14 protein-coding genes and 1 pseudogene are annotated in these 18,630 nt (G+C 60.3%); 11 read left to right on the plus strand and 4 right to left on the minus strand.

Annotation, left to right across the window (positions count from 1 at the left end):
- Positions 1-17: 17 nt before the first annotated feature.
- The 3 genes from BN77_RS26590 to BN77_RS26600 all read right to left on the minus strand — a co-directional run bounded on the left by BN77_RS26590 (position 18) and on the right by BN77_RS26600 (position 4,111).
- Positions 18-677 (minus strand): calcium-binding protein, encoded by a 660-nt coding sequence (locus BN77_RS26590; RefSeq protein WP_007538021.1) that lies wholly within the window; start codon positions 675-677, stop codon positions 18-20.
- Between the two features lie 276 nt (positions 678-953).
- Positions 954-2,354 carry an HlyD family type I secretion periplasmic adaptor subunit gene (locus tag BN77_RS26595; protein ID WP_007538022.1) on the minus strand — a complete coding sequence of 467 codons (1,401 nt, stop codon included), beginning with the start codon at positions 2,352-2,354 and terminating at the stop codon, positions 954-956.
- Positions 2,351-4,111 (minus strand): type I secretion system permease/ATPase, encoded by a 1,761-nt coding sequence (locus tag BN77_RS26600; RefSeq protein ID WP_007538024.1) that lies wholly within the window; start codon positions 4,109-4,111, stop codon positions 2,351-2,353. Before BN77_RS26600 ends, BN77_RS26595 begins: the two co-directional genes overlap by 4 nt.
- A gap of 195 nt (positions 4,112-4,306) precedes the next feature.
- Between BN77_RS26600 and BN77_RS26605 the strand changes: the two are divergent.
- The 11 genes and pseudogenes from BN77_RS26605 to rfbD all read left to right on the plus strand — a co-directional run bounded on the left by BN77_RS26605 (position 4,307) and on the right by rfbD (position 17,569).
- Positions 4,307-4,916, plus strand: a pseudogene (locus tag BN77_RS26605) (MarR family transcriptional regulator).
- Between the two features lie 5 nt (positions 4,917-4,921).
- Complete coding sequence (locus BN77_RS26610; RefSeq protein WP_007538028.1) at positions 4,922-6,169, plus strand: glycosyltransferase family 4 protein; 1,248 nt, start codon at positions 4,922-4,924, stop codon at positions 6,167-6,169.
- Between the two features lie 183 nt (positions 6,170-6,352).
- Entirely contained in the window at positions 6,353-7,834 is a 1,482-nt protein-coding gene (locus BN77_RS26615; protein ID WP_007538030.1) for a DUF6212 domain-containing protein, read from the plus strand.
- Complete coding sequence (locus tag BN77_RS26620) at positions 7,824-10,502, plus strand: glycosyltransferase (RefSeq protein WP_007538031.1); 2,679 nt, start codon at positions 7,824-7,826, stop codon at positions 10,500-10,502. The genes BN77_RS26615 and BN77_RS26620 overlap by 11 nt, the downstream gene beginning before the upstream one ends.
- A 36-nt stretch (positions 10,503-10,538) precedes the next feature.
- The gene (locus BN77_RS26625) at positions 10,539-11,717 is read left to right on the plus strand and encodes a polysaccharide pyruvyl transferase family protein (RefSeq protein WP_007538033.1); all 1,179 of its coding nucleotides are present in this window, start codon (positions 10,539-10,541) and stop codon (positions 11,715-11,717) included.
- Positions 11,718-11,755: 38 nt separating this feature from the next.
- Positions 11,756-12,928: a polysaccharide pyruvyl transferase family protein gene (locus BN77_RS26630; protein WP_007538035.1), complete on the plus strand. Its 1,173-nt coding sequence runs from the start codon at positions 11,756-11,758 to the stop codon at positions 12,926-12,928.
- Positions 12,903-14,060, plus strand: a complete 1,158-nt coding sequence (locus tag BN77_RS26635; RefSeq protein WP_007538037.1) for a hypothetical protein — start codon at positions 12,903-12,905, stop codon at positions 14,058-14,060. The genes BN77_RS26630 and BN77_RS26635 overlap by 26 nt, the downstream gene beginning before the upstream one ends.
- A gap of 87 nt (positions 14,061-14,147) precedes the next feature.
- On the plus strand, positions 14,148-15,029 hold the full coding sequence (gene rfbA / locus BN77_RS26640) for a glucose-1-phosphate thymidylyltransferase RfbA (RefSeq protein ID WP_007538039.1): 882 nt from the start codon (positions 14,148-14,150) through the stop codon (positions 15,027-15,029).
- Positions 15,022-15,585, plus strand: a complete 564-nt coding sequence (gene rfbC / locus BN77_RS26645) for a dTDP-4-dehydrorhamnose 3,5-epimerase (protein WP_007538040.1) — start codon at positions 15,022-15,024, stop codon at positions 15,583-15,585. Before rfbA ends, rfbC begins: the two co-directional genes overlap by 8 nt.
- Positions 15,585-16,670: a dTDP-glucose 4,6-dehydratase gene (rfbB, locus tag BN77_RS26650; RefSeq protein ID WP_007538043.1), complete on the plus strand. Its 1,086-nt coding sequence runs from the start codon at positions 15,585-15,587 to the stop codon at positions 16,668-16,670. The genes rfbC and rfbB overlap by 1 nt, the downstream gene beginning before the upstream one ends.
- The gene (rfbD, locus tag BN77_RS26655; RefSeq protein ID WP_007538045.1) at positions 16,667-17,569 is read left to right on the plus strand and encodes a dTDP-4-dehydrorhamnose reductase; all 903 of its coding nucleotides are present in this window, start codon (positions 16,667-16,669) and stop codon (positions 17,567-17,569) included. The genes rfbB and rfbD overlap by 4 nt, the downstream gene beginning before the upstream one ends.
- Here the strand turns inward: rfbD and BN77_RS26660 are convergent.
- Positions 17,564-18,322, minus strand: coding sequence for a GGDEF domain-containing protein (locus BN77_RS26660; protein ID WP_007538047.1), 759 nt, complete (start codon positions 18,320-18,322; stop codon positions 17,564-17,566). The two genes, rfbD and BN77_RS26660, sit on opposite strands and share 6 nt — an antisense overlap.
- Positions 18,323-18,630: the final 308 nt, after the last annotated feature.

Genomic DNA, 18,630 nt, shown 5'->3' on the forward strand with positions numbered 1-18,630 from the left:
GCGCGCAGAGCTTATGCTCAGTGAACGGTGAAGTAGTGGTCGGGATGGGCCTGGATGTCGTCGGCATCGACATTTACCAATGTCAGCGTATCGCCATGGCCGAGATCCACGACGACATTGCCGCCAACCTGTGTGACACGCGAGGCCAGGTCTTCGGGCGCAGACACATCGAGGCCATTGATGCCCTTCGAGATCTGCAACAGATCCTCGCCCGCGGTAAAGTCGAGAATGACGTCATTCCCGCCGCCGCCATCGAAGACGAAGACGTCATGGCCAGCACCGCCTGCCAGGACATCGTTGCCGGCGCCGCCATCGATGATGTCGGCACCATCGCCGCCATAAAGTATGTCGTTGCCCTTGCCGCCGGCCAAAAGGTCACTTCCCTGTCCGCCGAACAGGATGTCGTTGCCCTTATCACCGTAAAGAAGGTCATCACCCCAGCCGCCGACGAGATTGTCGTGACCGTCTCCACCATTTAGCAAGTCATTGCCTTCGTCGCCGAACAGGGAATCGTTTCCCTTTCCGCCGAACAGCAAGTCGTCACCGTCACCGCCGAACACCAGGTCGTGCCCGTTGCCGCTGCTCACGAAATCATCGCCCCCATGGGCGCGAATGAAGTCGTTGAAGCGGGAGCCGAACAGCGCGTCGTCGTATGCTCCGCCTTCCAATGTGGCCATCTGCCTCTCCTCTTCTGATTTATGTGCACGCGTCGTCGGCGCACGGGTGCGACGATTTCGCGCATGAAATGTGCACTGCAAAAAAACTAAGCGCAAGCGTGCGTGAAGGCATAAATGCCAGATTATGAGAAATAAATTTCTCGATATGAGTCATATTTGTACATTTATTCGACAATGTTGGCTTTTATGAAGTATTTTTTCTAAGGTTTACTTTTAAATTACTTCAAATTTTGCGGTACATTACATGGGCCGTGTGCGTGCCTCGCATTTCAAACGTCAGTCTTCCCTGAAGGCGCGATTGAAACTCTCTAGGACGGGGGAGGTGAGGTAGTCGATCGCACGGCGCGGCTCGTGGATAATCAGCACCTCCGCAGGCATTCCGGGATAGAGGTGGACGTCGGGGTTTGCCTTGAGCGATTTCGCATCCAGTTTTGCTCGCGCGACGAAAAACGCACTGTTTGACTTTTCATCCACCGACTGGTCTGCGGCGACATAAGTGATGGTGCCTTCCATTGGCAGCCGGGAACGCTGATTATAGGCTGTCATCCGGATTTGCGTCCGAGAGCCCACGGCAATGCTATCGATGTCGCGAGGATTGACGCTCATTTCGACCAGCAGCGGCTCGTTTTCCGGAACGATCTCGAGCAGCGGCTGGCCGGGCGTGACCGCGCTGCCAGGGGTGCGCAGCATGATGTTGCTGATGATACCATCCTGTGGAGAGCGGATCTCAAGACGCCGCAGCACGTCCTTCGAACCGGTGATCTGCTCTTCCACATCGGCGAGCTCGATGCGTGCCGATGTGATTTCCCCGGCAATCGTGGACTGAAAGTCGCTTTCGATTCCGGTCAGCCCAAGCTGTGCGCCTGCCTCGGCTTTTTCGGCCTGGGCCTTGTTGCCGACAAGCTCGCTCCGTTCCCTCGCAAGCTCGCTCAGCTTGGACTCGACCTCGATCAGTCGTGTGCGCGGTGCGGCGCCTTTGTCCACCAACATTGCCATCGTCGTCCGCTGCTCGTTGATGAGGCCGATCTGCTGGTCGGTTGCCTGTATCTGGATGCCGAATGATTTTGCTCGTTCGAGGTACTCCTCGATGGTCTTCTTCTGGACCTCGATGCGCCCGTCCGTGGCCTCGCGCCGCTTTTTGAAAAAAATCGTCTCCGCCTTGACGGCGTCCTCGACCATCACGTCCAAAGGATCGCCGAAATCGGGTGGAAAACTGATTTGCGGCATATGATCCTGCTCGGCTTTCAATCGAGCCAATTTCGCGATCAGGCCAATGCGTCGAGCTTGGAGTGACTGCAGGCTCGAACGGGCTCGCGTATCCTCCAGCTCGATCAACGGCTGTCCGGCAGAAACCTTGTCGCCCTCCTGAACGAGCAGTCGTCTAATCACGCCGCCTTCAAAATGGCTGATGGTCTTTCGTTTCGAATCGACGATGACCGTGCCGTTGGCGACGGTCGCGCTGCTGAGCTCGATCGAAAACGCCCAGGCAAAAAATCCACCGAAGGACACCAGGATCGTGGCGACCCCCGCAATGACAAGACGGCGGAGCGGTGAACGGGCATCCAACTGGTCGAGACCCAAGGCCGAGGGGCCGACATGCAGCGACACCGGCTGGTGCCGCTGGAGGCGACGTTCGGAAAGATCGGGGCGGACCGCAAGGTTAGTCTTTTCCGTCATATCGCGGCCACCTCCCGGTGCGGTTCGCCGGGCTTGGCGGCGGGAATGACATCCGTTCTCGGCCCGAACTGTGTGATGCGGCCGTTTTCGAGCACGAGCAGCTTATCGGCAACCTGCATGATGGCTGGTCGGTGTGCGATCAGGATGACGATGGCGCCGTCCTCGCGCGCGTGCTGGATCGCGCGGATGAGGGCTCGCTCGCCAATAGAGTCCAGGTTTGCGTTCGGCTCGTCGAGGACGATCAGGCGAGGGCGGTTGTAGAGGCAGCGCGCCAACGCGATACGCTGCCGCTGCCCTCCGGAGAGGGTCAGGTGTCCGTCGCCGACGGGTGTGTCGTAACCCAATGGCAGGCGTCCGATCATCTCATGGATGTCGGCCAGTCGCGCCGCCTCCAGCACCTTGTATGGATCGCTGTCGGCCATGCGCCCGATATTTTCCCGAATTGTGCCTTCCAGAAGCGAGACGGATTGCGGCAGATATCCGACCACATGACCGAACGAGCTGCGTTCCCAGAGATAGGTATTGTTGCCGTCGAGGAAGACGCCGCCAGATGTCGGTCGCACTATTCCGACCAACAGGCGCGCGAGGGTCGATTTGCCGGCCGCGGACGGACCGACCACGCCCAAAACCTCGCCGGGAGAGAGGGAGAAAGAAATGCCCTTGATGATCGGCACATCCAGCCCCGGGGCTGCGTAGACGAGCTTGTCGACCACGATGTCGCCCGACGAATGCGGCGTGGGCATCGTTTGGCGGACGGCAAGGTCCGTCTTGAGCGCGGCCTCGAGGCGACGCCAGCCCGCGATCGCCAGCACCCACTGCCGCCAATTGTTGATGACCGAATCGAAGGGTATCAGGAGGCGGCCGACAAGAATGCTCGACGCCATCATCGCGCCAGGCGTGATTTCATGCTGCAGCACCAGGAACGCACCCGCTGCCATGGTGACGATCTGGATGGTATAGCGCAGGCTGCGGGTGATGGACGACATCGCCTTGCTCCTAAGCCCGCTCGCTTCGAAGGCGTCGAGCGCCTGCAGTTGCAGGGCGCGCCAACGATGCGCTAGGGCTGGTAGCATGCCCATCGCCTCGATGGCTTCGGCATGTCGCAGCGATGCGCCAATCTTGGACACGGCCTCGACGTTTGTCTGGTTCGCTTCCTTGGTGAGTTGGTGCGTCAGAAGGTCCGTGACCAGGCCGCCGCAAAGGAGCAGCGCGGCGGACACGGTCCCGATAAGGCCAAAAAGCGGATGCAAAAAGTAAAGGGCGCCGAGGAAAATCGGTGACCAGATCGCGTCGAGGGGTGCGGTCACCGCTGACGAGGTCAGGAAGCTTCGCAATTCTGCTATGTCCCGAAGCGACTGGGTCGCGCGCGACAGTCCCTGATCGACGGAGGCCTGAACGGCGGCGGCCATGAGCGGCATGTTTAGCCGGCGCACGAGCGCGCCTCCGATGGCTTGGAAAGAGAGGGCACGGATGAATTCCAGAACGCCGAGCACCACAAGGGCGCCGATCCCTAGGATCATGAGCATGGCAAGTGTGTCCATGCTCTGACTGTTGAGCACCCTGTCATGAACCTGCAGCGTGAACATAGGCAACGTCAGCTGCAATAGGTTCAGGCACACGCTTAGCGCTGCCGCATAAAGCAACCCGCTCAAGAATACGCGCTTGGCTTGCGATATCAGCAACCCTGGATTTGTCTTATCGTGGCCGCCATCAATCTTTCCCTTGCTTTTTGTCTCATTTTGAACCGTATCACGCATGGCTGTTTGCCTTGAGTTAACATTATATCCATCTGTTGCAGGACAGATTTGGTCATAATCAGGACGAACCGTAGTATTGCTTCCCTCAATCTGGCACACAAGGGTGGGATGGTGCAAGCTCATGTTGATCGATGATGATTGGCAATATTTGAATATACTTCAAGTTTTGAAGTAATTTCTTAGATGGAGAGTATAATGAATGAAGATTACGTATTTAGTCTGTCGGAGGGGCTGAATGACGAAATTGGAACTCTGAAGGACCAGGCACTACGAGCAATCCCCGGACATCTGCAGGGTGCAGAGCTCGGTGACCTCGAGCAGATTACCTATTTCGAGCTCGCTCGCCTCATGGAGCGGGCAAGCCGCCGCTTTTCCGGGTTGATTCGCGCGGAGCTAACAAGGCTGCGTGTCGACGATATCGGGCCGGCACAGGCGATGATTCTGCTGGCGATCGGCGACTCGGAGCTCTCGGTCGCCGAGCTTCTGGATCGTGGGCATTATGTTGGCTCCAACGTTTCCTACTATCTGAAGCAGCTTGCCGACGGTGACTACATTGATCGCGTTGCCTCCCAGCGCGACAAGCGGTCCGCACGCCTCAAGCTGACGGAGAAGGGGCGGCAGCTGAGGGCGAATCTTCGCGACGCGGCGATGACTTATGAGCGCGCAGTGAAACGTAGCGACCAAGACCAGCGGATGCTCGAGACGGCCTTCGAGACGCTGCACCGGCTCGAACTGGCCTGGGGCAGCTTCACGGTACGGCGTCCAGGCGGTGAGTGATGCCGTGGCCATGGCGATAGCGGACTAGTCGCGATGCACGTGGCGTTTATTCATCGACGGGGCTTCGGTCAGTTCGCAGCCTTGGCCGCTCGCCTCGCGCGGGCGGGCAATGAGGTCAGCCTCATCACCGAGACCATAGACCAGAAGATCCCATCCGTTCTCGTCTTTCGGCATCGAGCAGAACCTGGCCCGCGCGCAGACCCGCACATGGCCCGGCACATGGGTATTCCTGATCACCATGCGCGAATTGGTCATCGCGTCGCCGAAACGCTCGACGCCATGGCGCGGCAGCGGCTGGTGCCCGACATTGTCGTCGGCCATATCGGCTGGGGCAGCATGATGTTCTTGAAGGACGTGCTGCCGCAGGTGCCCGCGTTGGGGTATTGCGAGTTCTTCTACCGATCTGAAGGGGCGGACGTCGGGTTCGTCCCCGACGATCAGCCCGATCTCGAGAAGCGCAAGAGGCTGCGGCTGCGCAACATCGCGCAGCTCCTGTCTCTTGAGGCCATTGAGGCTGGCATCAGTCCCACCGAGTGGCAGAGAAGTCTCTATCCCGTCGACGCCCGGGGGCGGATTTCGGTGTGTCACGAGGGTATCGATACGGCGCGGTTTCGACCGGAGCCGACAGCTTCGGTCAGGCTTGCGGACGGACGCATGCTCAGTGCCGGTGGCTCTCCCATTGTCACCTTTGTCGCGCGGGACCTTGAGCCGTATCGCGGATTTCCACAGGCTTTGGAGGCTGCCGCCAAGGTTGTGCGCCAGCGCCCCGATGCGCTGTTCGTCTTCGTCGGCGGAGATGGTGCCAGCTATGGCGTGCCGCCGCCCGGCGGTGGAGCGTGGAAGGATCATCTCCTGAAGTCGCTGGATATACCGCGGGAGAATGTCCTCTTTCCCGGTGTGGTGCCGCATTCGGTCTTGCGGCAGCTTTTCCAGATCTCGGCCGCGCATCTCTACCTGACCTATCCGTTCGTGTTGTCTTGGTCGATGTTGGAGGCGATGGCGTGCGGCGCCCTGATCATCGGATCGGATACCGCGCCTGTCCAGGAGGTCATATGCCCCGGCCAGAACGGCCTGTTGGTGCCGTTCTTCGACACGGATGCACTCGCTGAGGCCATTCTCGGCGCCTTGAAGAATCCGGAACGCTACATCGAAATGCGCACCGCAGCGCGCCGGACGGTCGAGACGCGTTTCCAGCTGACGGACTGCCTTGATCGCCAACAGGATATTCTTGAAAACATGATCGGAAAACCGCTGCGTCGCAGTGCGCTGGTGAATGAGTGAAGTATTACTTCAATTTTTAAAGTATATACGAAATATTTTTCTTGACTTTTGCTGATTTTTATTATTGTGCACTGCAATCTTAGTTGTTAGGTTCCTCGCAAATCACCGGGGTGATCTGGGAACTTATATGATTATCCAGCATCTTTTGTTTTGTTCGGACATATTTTCTTCAAGAGGCGGTGCGTGCAAGAGTTGACGTCTTCCGGCATTGAGAAGCGACTGGCGACAAGGAAGCTGATAGCGGCATCGGAGCGGGACCGGTCGTGCTTCGAGGGGAGTGATGTCGAGCATCTGGTTGTTTACCTCGACGTGAATGGCCGCCGCCCGGCGACTTTGCAGAATGCCTTTCCACTGATCGGCGTCGCCTTTTCCGACGCCGGCGAGGCGGATTTGCAAGAGGGCCTGGCGCTGCTCGGGTCGCTGGGGACGGTCCCCGCTGTTCCTGTCCAGCGGCTCGATCCCGTCTACAAATCGGACAGTTTCCTGCTTCTGCGGGCGCTGACCGAGGGCGGCGTCGGGCGGCTCGCCCGATACAGCGCCTCAATCACCTCGGAGCTTGCAATCCTGCGCCGCGAACGCGAAACGCTGCTGGAAAACTACCGGGCGCTCGAAGATGCATTCCAGGCGCGAAACTGGGAACCGGTTTCCGAGATTTTCTCCCACGATCCCTATGCCGACCCAAAGGACGAGGGAATTGGGCAGCTGCTTGCCACTGCCTTCGTCGAGCAACTGCTGCCGGTATCCAGCCTTGGCGTGGCCGGGTTTGCTCTTCACCTGCACTCGGTGCCCAGAACCAGCGGAGAGCTTGTCGTCGCATTGAGCTACCTCGAGAGCGGCGAAGGGGTGGCCGAGTGGACCGTGCCCTATGCGCAACTCGTGCCGAACTGGAATTTCTTCTCGCTGCCCCGGACCTGCGGAGGGGCTGCGCGGACGCTCCGGCTGCGGATCTCTGCGACCGGACCGGAGACCGTCGGTCTTTCGCTCGGCTATCCGATCGCCGGCGAGCGCTATTCGGCGCGCTCGGAACTTCCGCATCCGGATCTCGATCTGCGCCCGCTGGCGTTCAAGGTGTTTACAGGTCTGCCTGGGGTCAAGCCCGCCAGAGCGCCGAACATGATTGCGCCGAGCAACCTGCTCGAAGGCCAGTACATTGTCGACTATCGCCTGGCGGTCGGTGCGCTGAGCCAGATCGCGGATGTTTCGGTCACGCCAATCGTCCCGGAGTTCCAGACGGTGCGCTTCCTCGAGCATGAGCACGCCATCGTCTGTCATCCATTGCCAAGCGGCATATCGGCAGGGGCGATCAGTCGCGCTGTCGAGCCCGGCACGATATCCTTCTCAGCAAGCGCCGTTATCGATCATCCGGAAGGTCAGCCAGCGGCGGTCAGCTTCCTGCTCGCGCCGGCGAATTCGAATGCACGTTCCGAAGTGGCCGAGCTTGCGCGAAAGGGGGCGGCCAAACCGTCGGCATTCTTCAGTGGATGGCGCGAAGTCAGCTCCAGCCAGGTCGTCAACATCAACATCCAGCTGGACGAACCGGCGCGCGGTCCGATGGATCTGATGATCCTCAGCCGCGCAGTCACGAATTCGGTCGATTACTCCTGGCTCAAGGTGTCCGGCTTCAGGCTGGTCAAGCAATCGACGGAGGCCGCCGATGTCCGGTAACCGGGACTTAGCGGACCTGATCGCCGTGGCCATGCCCCTCTACGGTCACGCGGCGCTCGCCCTGGAGGCGATCGAGTCCGCACTTGCCTCGAATCTCGGCAACTGCCGGCTCGTCATTGTCGTCTCGGTCGACGGCGACCCGCGGCACGAGACGTTCGATCAGCTGTTGCTCTACGCCGCGGCCCATTCTTCCGTCAATGTGGTGTTCGGCCAGAATGCCGGGCCTGGCGGCGCACGCAATCGCGCCATCGACTACATTCTCGAGCGCTTTCCAGAGGCGAAGGCCGTCTATTTCCTCGACGCCGACAATCGCGTCCTTCCCGGCACCATCGAGACGCTTTATCGGCAGCTGCTCTCCAGTGACTGCGGGTGGGTCTACACGAATATCGACACATTTTCGGTAAGCTGGCGCGCGCATTACGGCAACCGCTATTCGCGGCTGGTCCACTGCATCACCGATAATATCTGCGATACGGGATCAATGATCTCTATCGATGTTTTTCAGGACGGCGTCCGCTTCAACGACGACAGGCAGAACGGCTTCGAGGATTGGGAGTTCTGGCTGTCCTGCATCGAGCACGGGTTCATCGGCACGCCCTGCCACGACACTGTCTTCGAATACAGGCTGAGGGCTGAGAGCCGCTTCAAGGAGGCCAACCGAGACCGCGCCACGTCGGTCAGCTTCCTGCGCAAACGCCACATGGCGCTGTTCCAGCGCCCGATGCTGGTGGATTTCGAGCATGAGGAGTGCCCGCGCTACCTTTTTGCGCGAACGGAAGATACGGCGATCTCCTTTTTCACCGATCCCACCAAGCCACCGACGATGCTTCGCCTCGACGACATCATCCCGGCGTTCTGGGCCAACATCGGCGAGCCCGACAATGAACATTTCCCACCTTTCCTGGTCGCCGGAAGCGGTGCGGCGCTCGACCTGCTCCGGCGTTCGCGGATGCTGCCGAACGTACTTGCCCATCTTGAGCGCCTGAGCGAGAACAGCAACGTCATATTCGTTCAACTGGCCAACGATCCCGCCCAGCGCAAGATCGAGGCAATCGTTCATGGGCCGGGCGCAGACAAAATCGGTCCTGCCGATCTCATTTTCCTTCCGACCCGGCTCGCCCAGGACATTGTCCAGAACAACGCGATGGACTGGTTCGGCTCTATTGGCAGCCAGCAGGTGTGGCCGACATCGACTGTCCTGAAAGTTCGCTTTCCTTTTCCAAGAAGCCTCCCGCGCCGGTCTCTCATCACGCCGCAGCAGGTGATGATCAATTGCCTCAACGCGATTGCCATGAGTCCCCTGCGCGAGACGGTCGGCAGGCGGTGGACCTGGCGCCCGGCCCGGCTCGTGCCCTACACCGATCTGCACAAGGCGCTGCGCAAGGAGCTCGGGGGATCACCGGTCCTGCCGCTCGGGCATAGCGAAGGCAAGCGGACCGTGGCGCTGCTGGTTCCGAACGCCTCGTTCGGCGGAGCCGAAAAGGTCATATATGCGGCCGCCCGGGAATTGAGGACGGCCGGTTTCGAGACCCATCTCTTTGTGCTTGGCGCGTCCCGGATGGACGTGATCGATGAATTCGATTCCAGCTTCGACTACATTCACTTCTGGGACGCGGGAATTCCGGCCTGGGGAGGGTCGGGTTCCTTCCTGGGCCAGGACTTTATCGCCGAGGGGCATTCGGTCGACTGGGAGGCGCTGAAGGGACAGCTTTCCGGCTTCGACCTCGTCATCAACAACCACGTAATGGCCGTCCATCCGCTCATCGCGCGCCTGCGATCCGAAGGCACGCGCACCGCCTGCTATCTTCACGTCGTGGACAACACGGCCTTCAAGAGGCCTGCTGGCCAGCCCTTCGCGGCGATTGCCCACGAGCATTGCTACGATGCCTTCCTGACCTGCTCTGAACAGCTCAAGATCTATCTGCACAGCTACGGCGTCCCGCATGAGAAAGTCTTCGCCGTTGCGAACGGAGCGAGCTTCTCAGTGCCGCCGAAGGCCCTGACGGAGGTGCTTGCCGTCAGGCGGATCGAGCGCAGAGACGACCGGCTGAGACTTCTTTACATGGGCCGCCTCGATCAGCAGAAGGGTATCGACCGGCTGGCGGCGGCGCTCGCGGAACTGCGGTCCTCCAACGTCGCCTTCGACGCCCGGGCCATCGGGGGGGAAATCCTCGCCGATTCCAGGGTTTCCTGGAGCGACCGGCTGAGGGATCTGGGCGTCGACGTGCGCCCGCCTGTCTTTGCCAGCAAGGATCTGATCAAGGCGTTGGGCTGGGCGGATGTTCTCGTCATGCCCTCGCGGTGGGAGGGCGCGCCGCTGATGATCGCCGAGGCCCAGCAGCTCGGTTGCGTGCCCATAGCAACCGCGGTGGGCGCCGTCGACGAACTTATCGCGGATGGCGAGGATGGCATACTCATCAATGCGGCTTCCGATCCCCAAGTGGTCAGCGAGATGGCGCGGATCATCGAAGAGGTCGCGCATGATCGCGGCAGGCTTGCTCCGCTCATGGAAGGCTGCATCAGGACCGCTGCACGACGCTCCTGGTCATCCTCCTTCTCGGAGTTCCTGTCGTGGTGCGATCGTTCCGTGAAGAATTCGTCGCTGTCGCGTGCCGCGGTCTTTCGCGAACAGTCGACGGCCAATCCCGAGGTAGCGGCGACGGGCTGAGTACCTCGCCGATCTTAAACAGAAAGGTCCAGCTTAATGCGTCCAAGAATTCTTGTGACGGGTATTCCTGGTCACTACACACGCCTTGCCAACGGCGCGCAGGGGTTGTCGGTTTCCTATGCGGAACGCCAGAAACAGCCCGAGACGAAAGATGAGTTCCTGCAGGAGCTGCGCAACATCAGCAACACCGGGAACTATCTCATCGGTGAGGGGGCTTTGCGTGGGCTTGCGCCCCACGCAAAGTCGATTCCGTTCTGGCACCTCTACAATTTGAGCAAGAACGCGAACGGGCTCGACGAGTTCAACGCCAATTTCGACATCTGCGTCTTCACCTGCGCGAACCTCCTGCGCAAAGGGCTCTCGGCAGACGCAGAAGCTGAGGTCCTCAGTCGGCTCAATATGCCGATCGTCATGCTCGGTATCGGCCTGCAGAACCGGAAGGATCTCGAAAACCAGTTGCCGGAGGGCACCAAGCGGCTGCTCTCTGTGCTGAAGGAGCGCGAGCACTACTTCCTGACGCGCGGCTACGAGTCGGCGGGGTTCCTGAAGGATCAGGGGTTCTCGTTCGTGCGTCCGACCGGCTGCCCCTCCGTCTACTTCATGCCGGATAACATGCGCCGGTCCATGAAGAGACTGTCGAGCGTCAAGGTCGGCAAGGCGAGGACGATCTTTTCCGGCTATCTTGGCGGCAATCAGGATGCGATCCTCGACGCGAATGCGCTGGCCCCGCAGGATACCGTGCCGCAGTACGTGGTGCAGGACGAGTTCCTCCACTTCGACATGAAAGTGGAGCCCAACGCCGAGGGGCGCGTCTTTGATTCCGCTTCTGGCCTGGTGATCGGCGAAGTGGCTTATCCCGGCGCGGAGCGAGAGAAGCAGAGATTCGAGGTTCGCACCTTCTTCGACACCAACCAGTGGCGCGCCTGGGCCTCGTCGATGGATTTCAATCTCGGCCGCCGTTTCCACGGGTCGATCATCGCCATGCAGGCGGCCGTTCCGAGCCTGATGGTGGCGGTGGATGACCGCATGCGCGAAATGCTTGGCTTCACCGGCCTTCCCGCTGTCGACGTCACCGAGATCGACAAGGCGGAAAACCGCGCCGAGTTCGTGGCGGATCATCTGGCAAAGCTCAACACAACCGAACTTGTCGACAGGTATTCAGACCGCGAGCGCGCCTTCCGCACCACGCTTCGCGAAATCGGCATCGGGCTCTAGCCACCCCAGGGTCATCTCTTTGCGGTTCGAGGATTGTTATGCGTATCTTACTTACGGGAATTCCATCCTATTTGCAGCGGACGATTGCGGACGTTTCCGGTACGACCGTCATCCATCGGCCCTATTTCGACGAGACGAGGACTAGAAAGGACTTGATCTCGCAGGTCAGGAAGATCGCCAATACTGGCAACTACCTGATCGGCGAAGGAGCGGCCGCGAGTTTGCGTGGTCATGATGTCACCTATCTGCCGTTCTGGCATCTCGCCAACAATCGGGACTCGAACGAACTTTACGAGCGAGTGAACCGCGAGTTTGATCTGTGCGTATTCGCCTCCGCCAATCTGCTGCGCCCCGGCTATTCCGCCGATCTGGAAGCGGAAATCTTCGCGAAGCTGAAGATGCCCGTCGTGGTCATGGGGATTGGCATCCAGCGCAAGGAGGGCCTCAAGGAGCAGTTGCCTGCCGGCACGCTCAAGTTTCTTGAGGTCTTGAGGAACAAGGAGAGCTTCTTTCTCACCCGCGGCTACTTCACCGCCGAGTTTCTCCGCGAGCAGGGGATGAAATTCGTCAAGCCGACCGGCTGCCCGTCGCTCTATTTCTCGCCGAACGACATGAAACGCTCGCTGACGGCGCTCGCCAATCCAGCGCTGGCGGAGGCCCAGAAGATCGCATTCGGCGGCTATCTCGGCAGCGTCGCCGACACCATCGTCGATGCCCATGCGTTGCTCAAGCCCGACAGCGTTGCAAGTTATGTCGTCCAGGACGAAGTAGTCGCCTACAATCTCTCCCTTACCGGCGACGACAGTGACATCGTCTACGACCAGTCGAGCGGCCGGATCACGGGCGGGACCGAATACAAGCATTCGGAAAAATGGCAGAGGAAATACGAGCTTCTGGTCTTTTTCGACACGAACCAGTGGCGCGGTGCGATGTCTTCGCGCGATCTCTGCTTCGGCCGTCGCTTCCACGGCTGCATTATCGGCATGCAGGCGGGCACGCCGGCCCTCATGGTCGCAGTAGACGACCGCATGAGGGAGATGCTGGAGTTCATCGGTTTCCCCTATATCGAGGCGGCAACCTGGAACCGGGAGGCCGACAAGCGCGCGTATCTGACGAATTTCCTCGCGCAGATCGATACGCAGGCCGTCATTGATCGGTATTCCGCTTGCGAGGCGAATTTCCGCAATGCTCTTGGGCAAATCGGTCTTTAGGCGCAAGTGCGGCAAGGCGAGCGCGCGCACGACACTGTCTTGTGCGCTCGTGATGCTTTGTGCTTTTGTCCAGGCGCCTGTCGCTGCAGATGAGGCAGCGGCGGGCCGCATAGGGGTCAACCGCGTAAACCTCGCCTGGCTTGCGCGTGACGACCAGAAGCGTGTGCTGGCGGAGATCGCGGCGAGCGGAGCGACCCATGTTCGGCTCTCGCTGTCGCAACCGGTGGACAAGAGCATTGAAGCTCTCGCCATCGCGGATAGCCTGGGCTTGCGGATCCTCCTCGAGATCCAGCTGGGGAATGAGGACTACTACCCGCCAGGAACCCGCCCTCGAACCGGCTTCGGCCGAATCTGGGACGTCCACAGGCTTTCGGACCTCGACCTCGGTCGCTATCGCGCGGATCTGCGCGCTGCGCTTCGGGCCATCGATGACAAGGGCATTCGTCTCGATGCGGTCGAACCTGGAAACGAAATCAACTACAGCGCCTACAACGGCGATCTTCTCGTGTTCCGCAAGCCGGGCAGGCGAACGCCGCGAAGCGTCGCCGAGATTGCAAATCGGGATGCGTTCGAGCGTGGGCTCGATACCTATGTCGAGATCGCCAGGATCACGCGCGAGGAGCTGTGGGCGACCGTGCATAGCCGTGGTGCGGCCGTCGTCTCCGCCGGGCTCTCCGACATGAGCTTCGGCGAGGCCGATCGACGCGGCATGGAACGGCTGGATCCCGGAGAGGTCATTTCGCTGCTGCGCGCTCGCGGGATTGACCGAGAGATCGATGGTTACGGCATCCACATCTATCCCGGCCGCAAGACCGACGCCTCCCTACGTCGAAGGGTGACGAACCTCCTTGATTTTTGCCGATCCGGGGATGTGGGCAAGCCGTGCTGGGTCACCGAATGGGGCATCGCCAACACGACACAGACCTGCCCGATCGATGATCGGGAACGGGAAAGTGTGGTCCGCGCCATGCGCGGCGCCTTCAGCCGGCTGATGGGTGCAAAGAGACTGGCGGCTGCGTTCTACTACGACTGGGATACGCAGCCAGCCTACAGCATCTGGCGCTGTGGCGAACTCAGCTCGGCCGGCGTGGCGGCAATCGATCCGAATAACGCAGGAGAGCCAACGAGATGATCGGCCGACAGGGGCCAGTGCAAGCTTGGCGCGCGCTCTCGCTGCGGCATTGCGTCGAATTTTGACCATGGCCAGCGGAGGCATTGCATGAGGGGCATCATTCTTGCAGGGGGTAGCGGAACACGCCTCTATCCAGTCACGATATCGGTTTCGAAGCAACTGCTTCCCGTCCACGACAAGCCGATGATCTATTATCCGCTCGGCACTCTTATGTTGGCAGGAATTCGTGACATCCTGGTGATCACGCTGCCGCGGGACAGGCCCCTTTTCGAAACTCTGCTCGGAGACGGCAGCGAGCTCGGTCTTTCGATCTCCTATGCGGAACAGCCACAGCCGAACGGATTGGCGGAAGCCTTCGTCATCGGCCGGCAGTTCGTCGGAAATAGTCCAGTTGCTCTCATCCTGGGCGACAACATCTTCTACGGTGCGGGCCTGGCCGAGCTCTGCCGAGAGGCGGTAGCCCGAAAGCAAGGCGCCACGATCTTCGCCTACCACGTGGATGATCCCCGGCGCTATGGCGTGGTCAGCTTCAACGCATCGACAGGCAAGGCGGAGGCGATAGAAGAAAAGCCGGCAGAGCCTAAATCGAGCTGGGCGGCCACGGGGCTCTATTTCTACGACAACGACGTCCTTGATATCGCCGCATCGGTCCGGCCTTCAAGGCGCGGGGAACTTGAAATCACCGACGTCAACCGAGCCTACCTCGAGCGCGGCGACCTTCATGTCTGCCGCCTCGGCCGCGGCTATGCCTGGCTCGATACCGGCACCCATGACAGCCTCCATGATGCCGCCTCCTTCGTGCGCGCCATCGAACACCGCCAGGGCGTTAAGGTCATGTGCCCGGAAGAGATCGCCTTCGAACTCGGATATGTACCGGCGGACCGGGTTCTGGCGCGTGCCGCCTTGCTTGGGAAAACCGACTATGCCGCCTATCTGCGGCGTCGCATCAGGGAGCTCGCCGATGCCTGAGATCCGCGCGCTCCGCCTCGACGGTGTGTTCGAATTGACACCTCGAAAATTCGACGATGATCGCGGCTTTTTCTCCGAAACCTACAATGCGGCGTTTTTGGCCGCGAACGGGATAAAGACGACCTTCGTGCAAGACAATCATTCCTATTCCGCCGACGTCGGAACCTTGCGCGGCCTGCACTATCAGCTGCCGCCGCGCGCGCAGGTCAAGCTCGTCAGGGTTGTCCGCGGCCGTGTGTTCGACGTTGTGGTCGACCTTCGAGAGCAATCGCCGACCTTTGCGAAATGGCTCGGCATCGAACTCTCGGCTGCGACAGGTAACCAGATATTGGTGCCAGTGGGCTTTGCCCACGGCTTTCTTACGCTGGAGCCGGATACGGAGGTCTTGTACAAAGTGGGCGACTTCTACTCGCCTGATCACGAGCGGGCCGTTCGCTTTGATGATCCCGAAATCGCCATAGATTGGCCCGCCGATGTCGGGCGCCTGCGGATTTCGACAAAGGATCAAAGGGCTCCGCTCTTGGCGAATGCAGCAGTTTTTGTGGGAGCCGCGTGATGGGGGAGAGGGACACGCGGATTCTTGTTACAGGCGGTGCAGGCTTCATCGGCTCCGCCGTCTGCAGGCATCTGGTGGCGGGCGGAGCGGCGCGCGTGGTCAATGTCGACAAGCTAACCTATGCCGGCAACCTCCACTCGCTACACATGATCGAGGGGCAGGCGAACTACGTGCATTATCGCGCAGACATCGGCGACGAACGGCGCATGCTCGATATCATGTGTCGTGAAAAGATCGACGCTGTGATGCACCTTGCGGCCGAGAGCCATGTCGACCGTTCGATCGAAGGCCCGGACGTCTTTATCGAGACGAACGTCGTCGGCACCGTTCGCCTGCTTAATGCAGCACTAGCCTATTGGAGCGGACTTGGACCCCAGGCACGCGAACGCTTCCGGTTTCATCACGTTTCGACGGATGAGGTGTTCGGAGACCTTCCCTTCGATGGGAGCGTGTTTACCGAAGAGATGGCCTACGCCCCGTCTTCACCCTACGCGGCCTCGAAGGCCGCCTCGGATCATCTGGTGCGCGCGTGGGGTCGCACTTACGGGCTGCCCATCTTGCTGTCCAACTGTTCAAACAACTTTGGTCCGTACCATTTTCCCGAGAAGTTGATCCCGCTCGTGACCATCAATGCGATCGAGGAGAAGCCGCTGCCGGTCTACGGCAGCGGGCAGAATGTGCGCGACTGGCTGCATGTGGAGGACCATGCGCGCGCGCTCGAACTGGTGGTTCTGCATGCGAGGCCCGGAGAAAGCTACAACATTGGCGCGCGCGCCGAACGCAGCAACCTAGCCGTTGTGCAGGGCATCTGCGACTGCCTGGATGCCCGGCGGCCACGCGGGCAGGGAAGAAGCTACAGGGATCTCATAACATTCGTCCCCGATCGGCCCGGTCATGACCGTCGCTATGCCATAGATCCTTCCAAGATCGAGCAAGAGCTCGGGTGGAAGCCGCGGTCGGGGTTCGACGAAGGGCTGTCCATGACCGTGGACTGGTACCTGGCCAACCGCTGGTGGTGGGAGCCGATCCGCCGCCGGAGTTCCTCGGGCACACGTCTCGGCGAACGTCAGCTGCGCCCGGCATGAGGATTGCGGTGATTGGCATAGGGGGACAGATCGCTCTAAGCCTGATTGAGCGGGCAGGGGCGCAGCCCCACGTCGAGGCGTTCCTGCTGGGGCGCCCCGATCTCGATATGGCTCGGCCCGAAACTATCTGGCCAGCACTGGCGTCCTCGCGCCCCGACCTTATTGTTTCGACCGCCGCCTTTACGGCCGTCGATGCGGCCGAACGTGAGCCGGAATTGGCCTACAGGGTGAATGCGACCGGGGCCGGGGCGGTCGCAGAGGCGGCGAACCGCCTCGGAGTGCCGATCATCCATTTCTCGACGGACTACGTCTTCGACGGTAAGAAGCAGGGCATCTACGATGAGACAGACACGCCGGCGCCGCTGAACGTCTATGGCGCTTCCAAGCTTGCGGGCGAAATCGCCGTGGCGGCTGCCGCACCTCGCCATCTCATCTTGCGAACCAGCTGGGTGTACAGCCCGTTCGGGACGAACTTCGTAAAAACTATGCTGCGGCTGGCGAGCGCGAATAAGGAAATCGCGATTGTCTCGGACCAGTGCGGCAATCCCTCGTCGGCGCTTGACGTTGCCGAGGCCGTCCTGCGCGCTGCCGCTGCGCTGGGTGAGGGTCTGCCGTACGGCACATTCCACCTTGCTGGAACCGGCGCTACCTCATGGGCAGATTTCGCGCGTCATGTGTTCGCTTCAAGCAGGGCTTATGGCGGGGAGTGGGCAAAGGTTCGCAACATAACGGCCGCCGAATTTGCCGCGCTTGCGCCGCGCCCATTGAACACGCAGCTATCCAGCACCAAGTTTGCCTCGACATTCGGCTGGACTATGCCAAATTGGCGGCAGTCGCTTGACCGCACCCTAGCACGGATCTTGCAGGAGGCCGGCCGGCACGTGCCCGCCCGGTCATGAAAACAGCTCACGGAACAGGAGGGGGCCAAACTCATCCTCTGCAAGAGCGGCGCGGTTGGCAGCCTCGCGTAACGCAAGGAAATCGTCCCGGTCTTTGACCCTGGTACCGCCAAGCCGTACCATCACCGATATGTGGTGCTCTCGCCCTCCTGCGAAAGTGGTCTCGCTAACCCGGGCGCGGATGCGCTCACAGATGTCTTTGGTATTTTCTGTTGTTGTGCCCGGCAGATAGATCCCGAGTTCGTCGGAGGCGAGCTGGGCGACGAGATCATCATAGCGCACGGAAGATCGAACGATCCGGATAAGCGATTGAAGCAGCGTATCTGCCCATTGCGGACCATAGCTGCGGCGGATCGAATCGAAATTGCCGACCCTGAGAACGAGTATGATGCCGTCCGGGCTTTCCGTCCCGTTGACGCGCCTGCGGTCTATCGCATGCCCGACCGAAGTTGCAAATGCGTTGGCGCTCAGAGTACCAGTAACTGGATCGTGGCAGCGTGCGTGCTGGAGTTGCTTGTCGATCTCACGAAGCGCCTCGTTGCTCAGACAAATGGCCAGTAGGAGCGAAAATGCAACAACTGCCGAGATGGATGCTGCGACAGTCAATTCCACCCAAAGCAACCGCTCCGGAAGGAGCAGGCTCAATATGCCAACAACTGAGATCACTCCAACTGCGCAGGCCAAAGCGCCAAGCGTCGCAATCTTTACATGCGGGAGGATTGCGGTTTGATGGGGACGAATATGGAAGTTCATCGGTTGACAGTGCTGTTGCAGTGGTCGCCATTTTGAGGGGGCCGATGAAAATATCAGTGAATAAATCTGATGAAATTTTAGCAATGGGCCACGCCGAAATTAATCGTCGCACCAACCGGATCATAAGCTAAATGTTGGCCACTTGCGGTCAGGTCGCTCTTGCCGCGTATCCGCGACAAGCCTGCATGTGATCCTCGATCAGGCGGATGATGATGGCCCGACAGAGAACCTTCCAAACCCCACGGGTAATGTTCAGGAGGAGTGCAGCACGGGGTTGATCTCGGCGGTCGCACAGCCAAACGGGATGG

Source organism: Rhizobium mesoamericanum STM3625, from assembly GCF_000312665.1.
GTDB classification, from domain to species: Bacteria; Pseudomonadota; Alphaproteobacteria; order Rhizobiales; family Rhizobiaceae; genus Rhizobium; species Rhizobium mesoamericanum.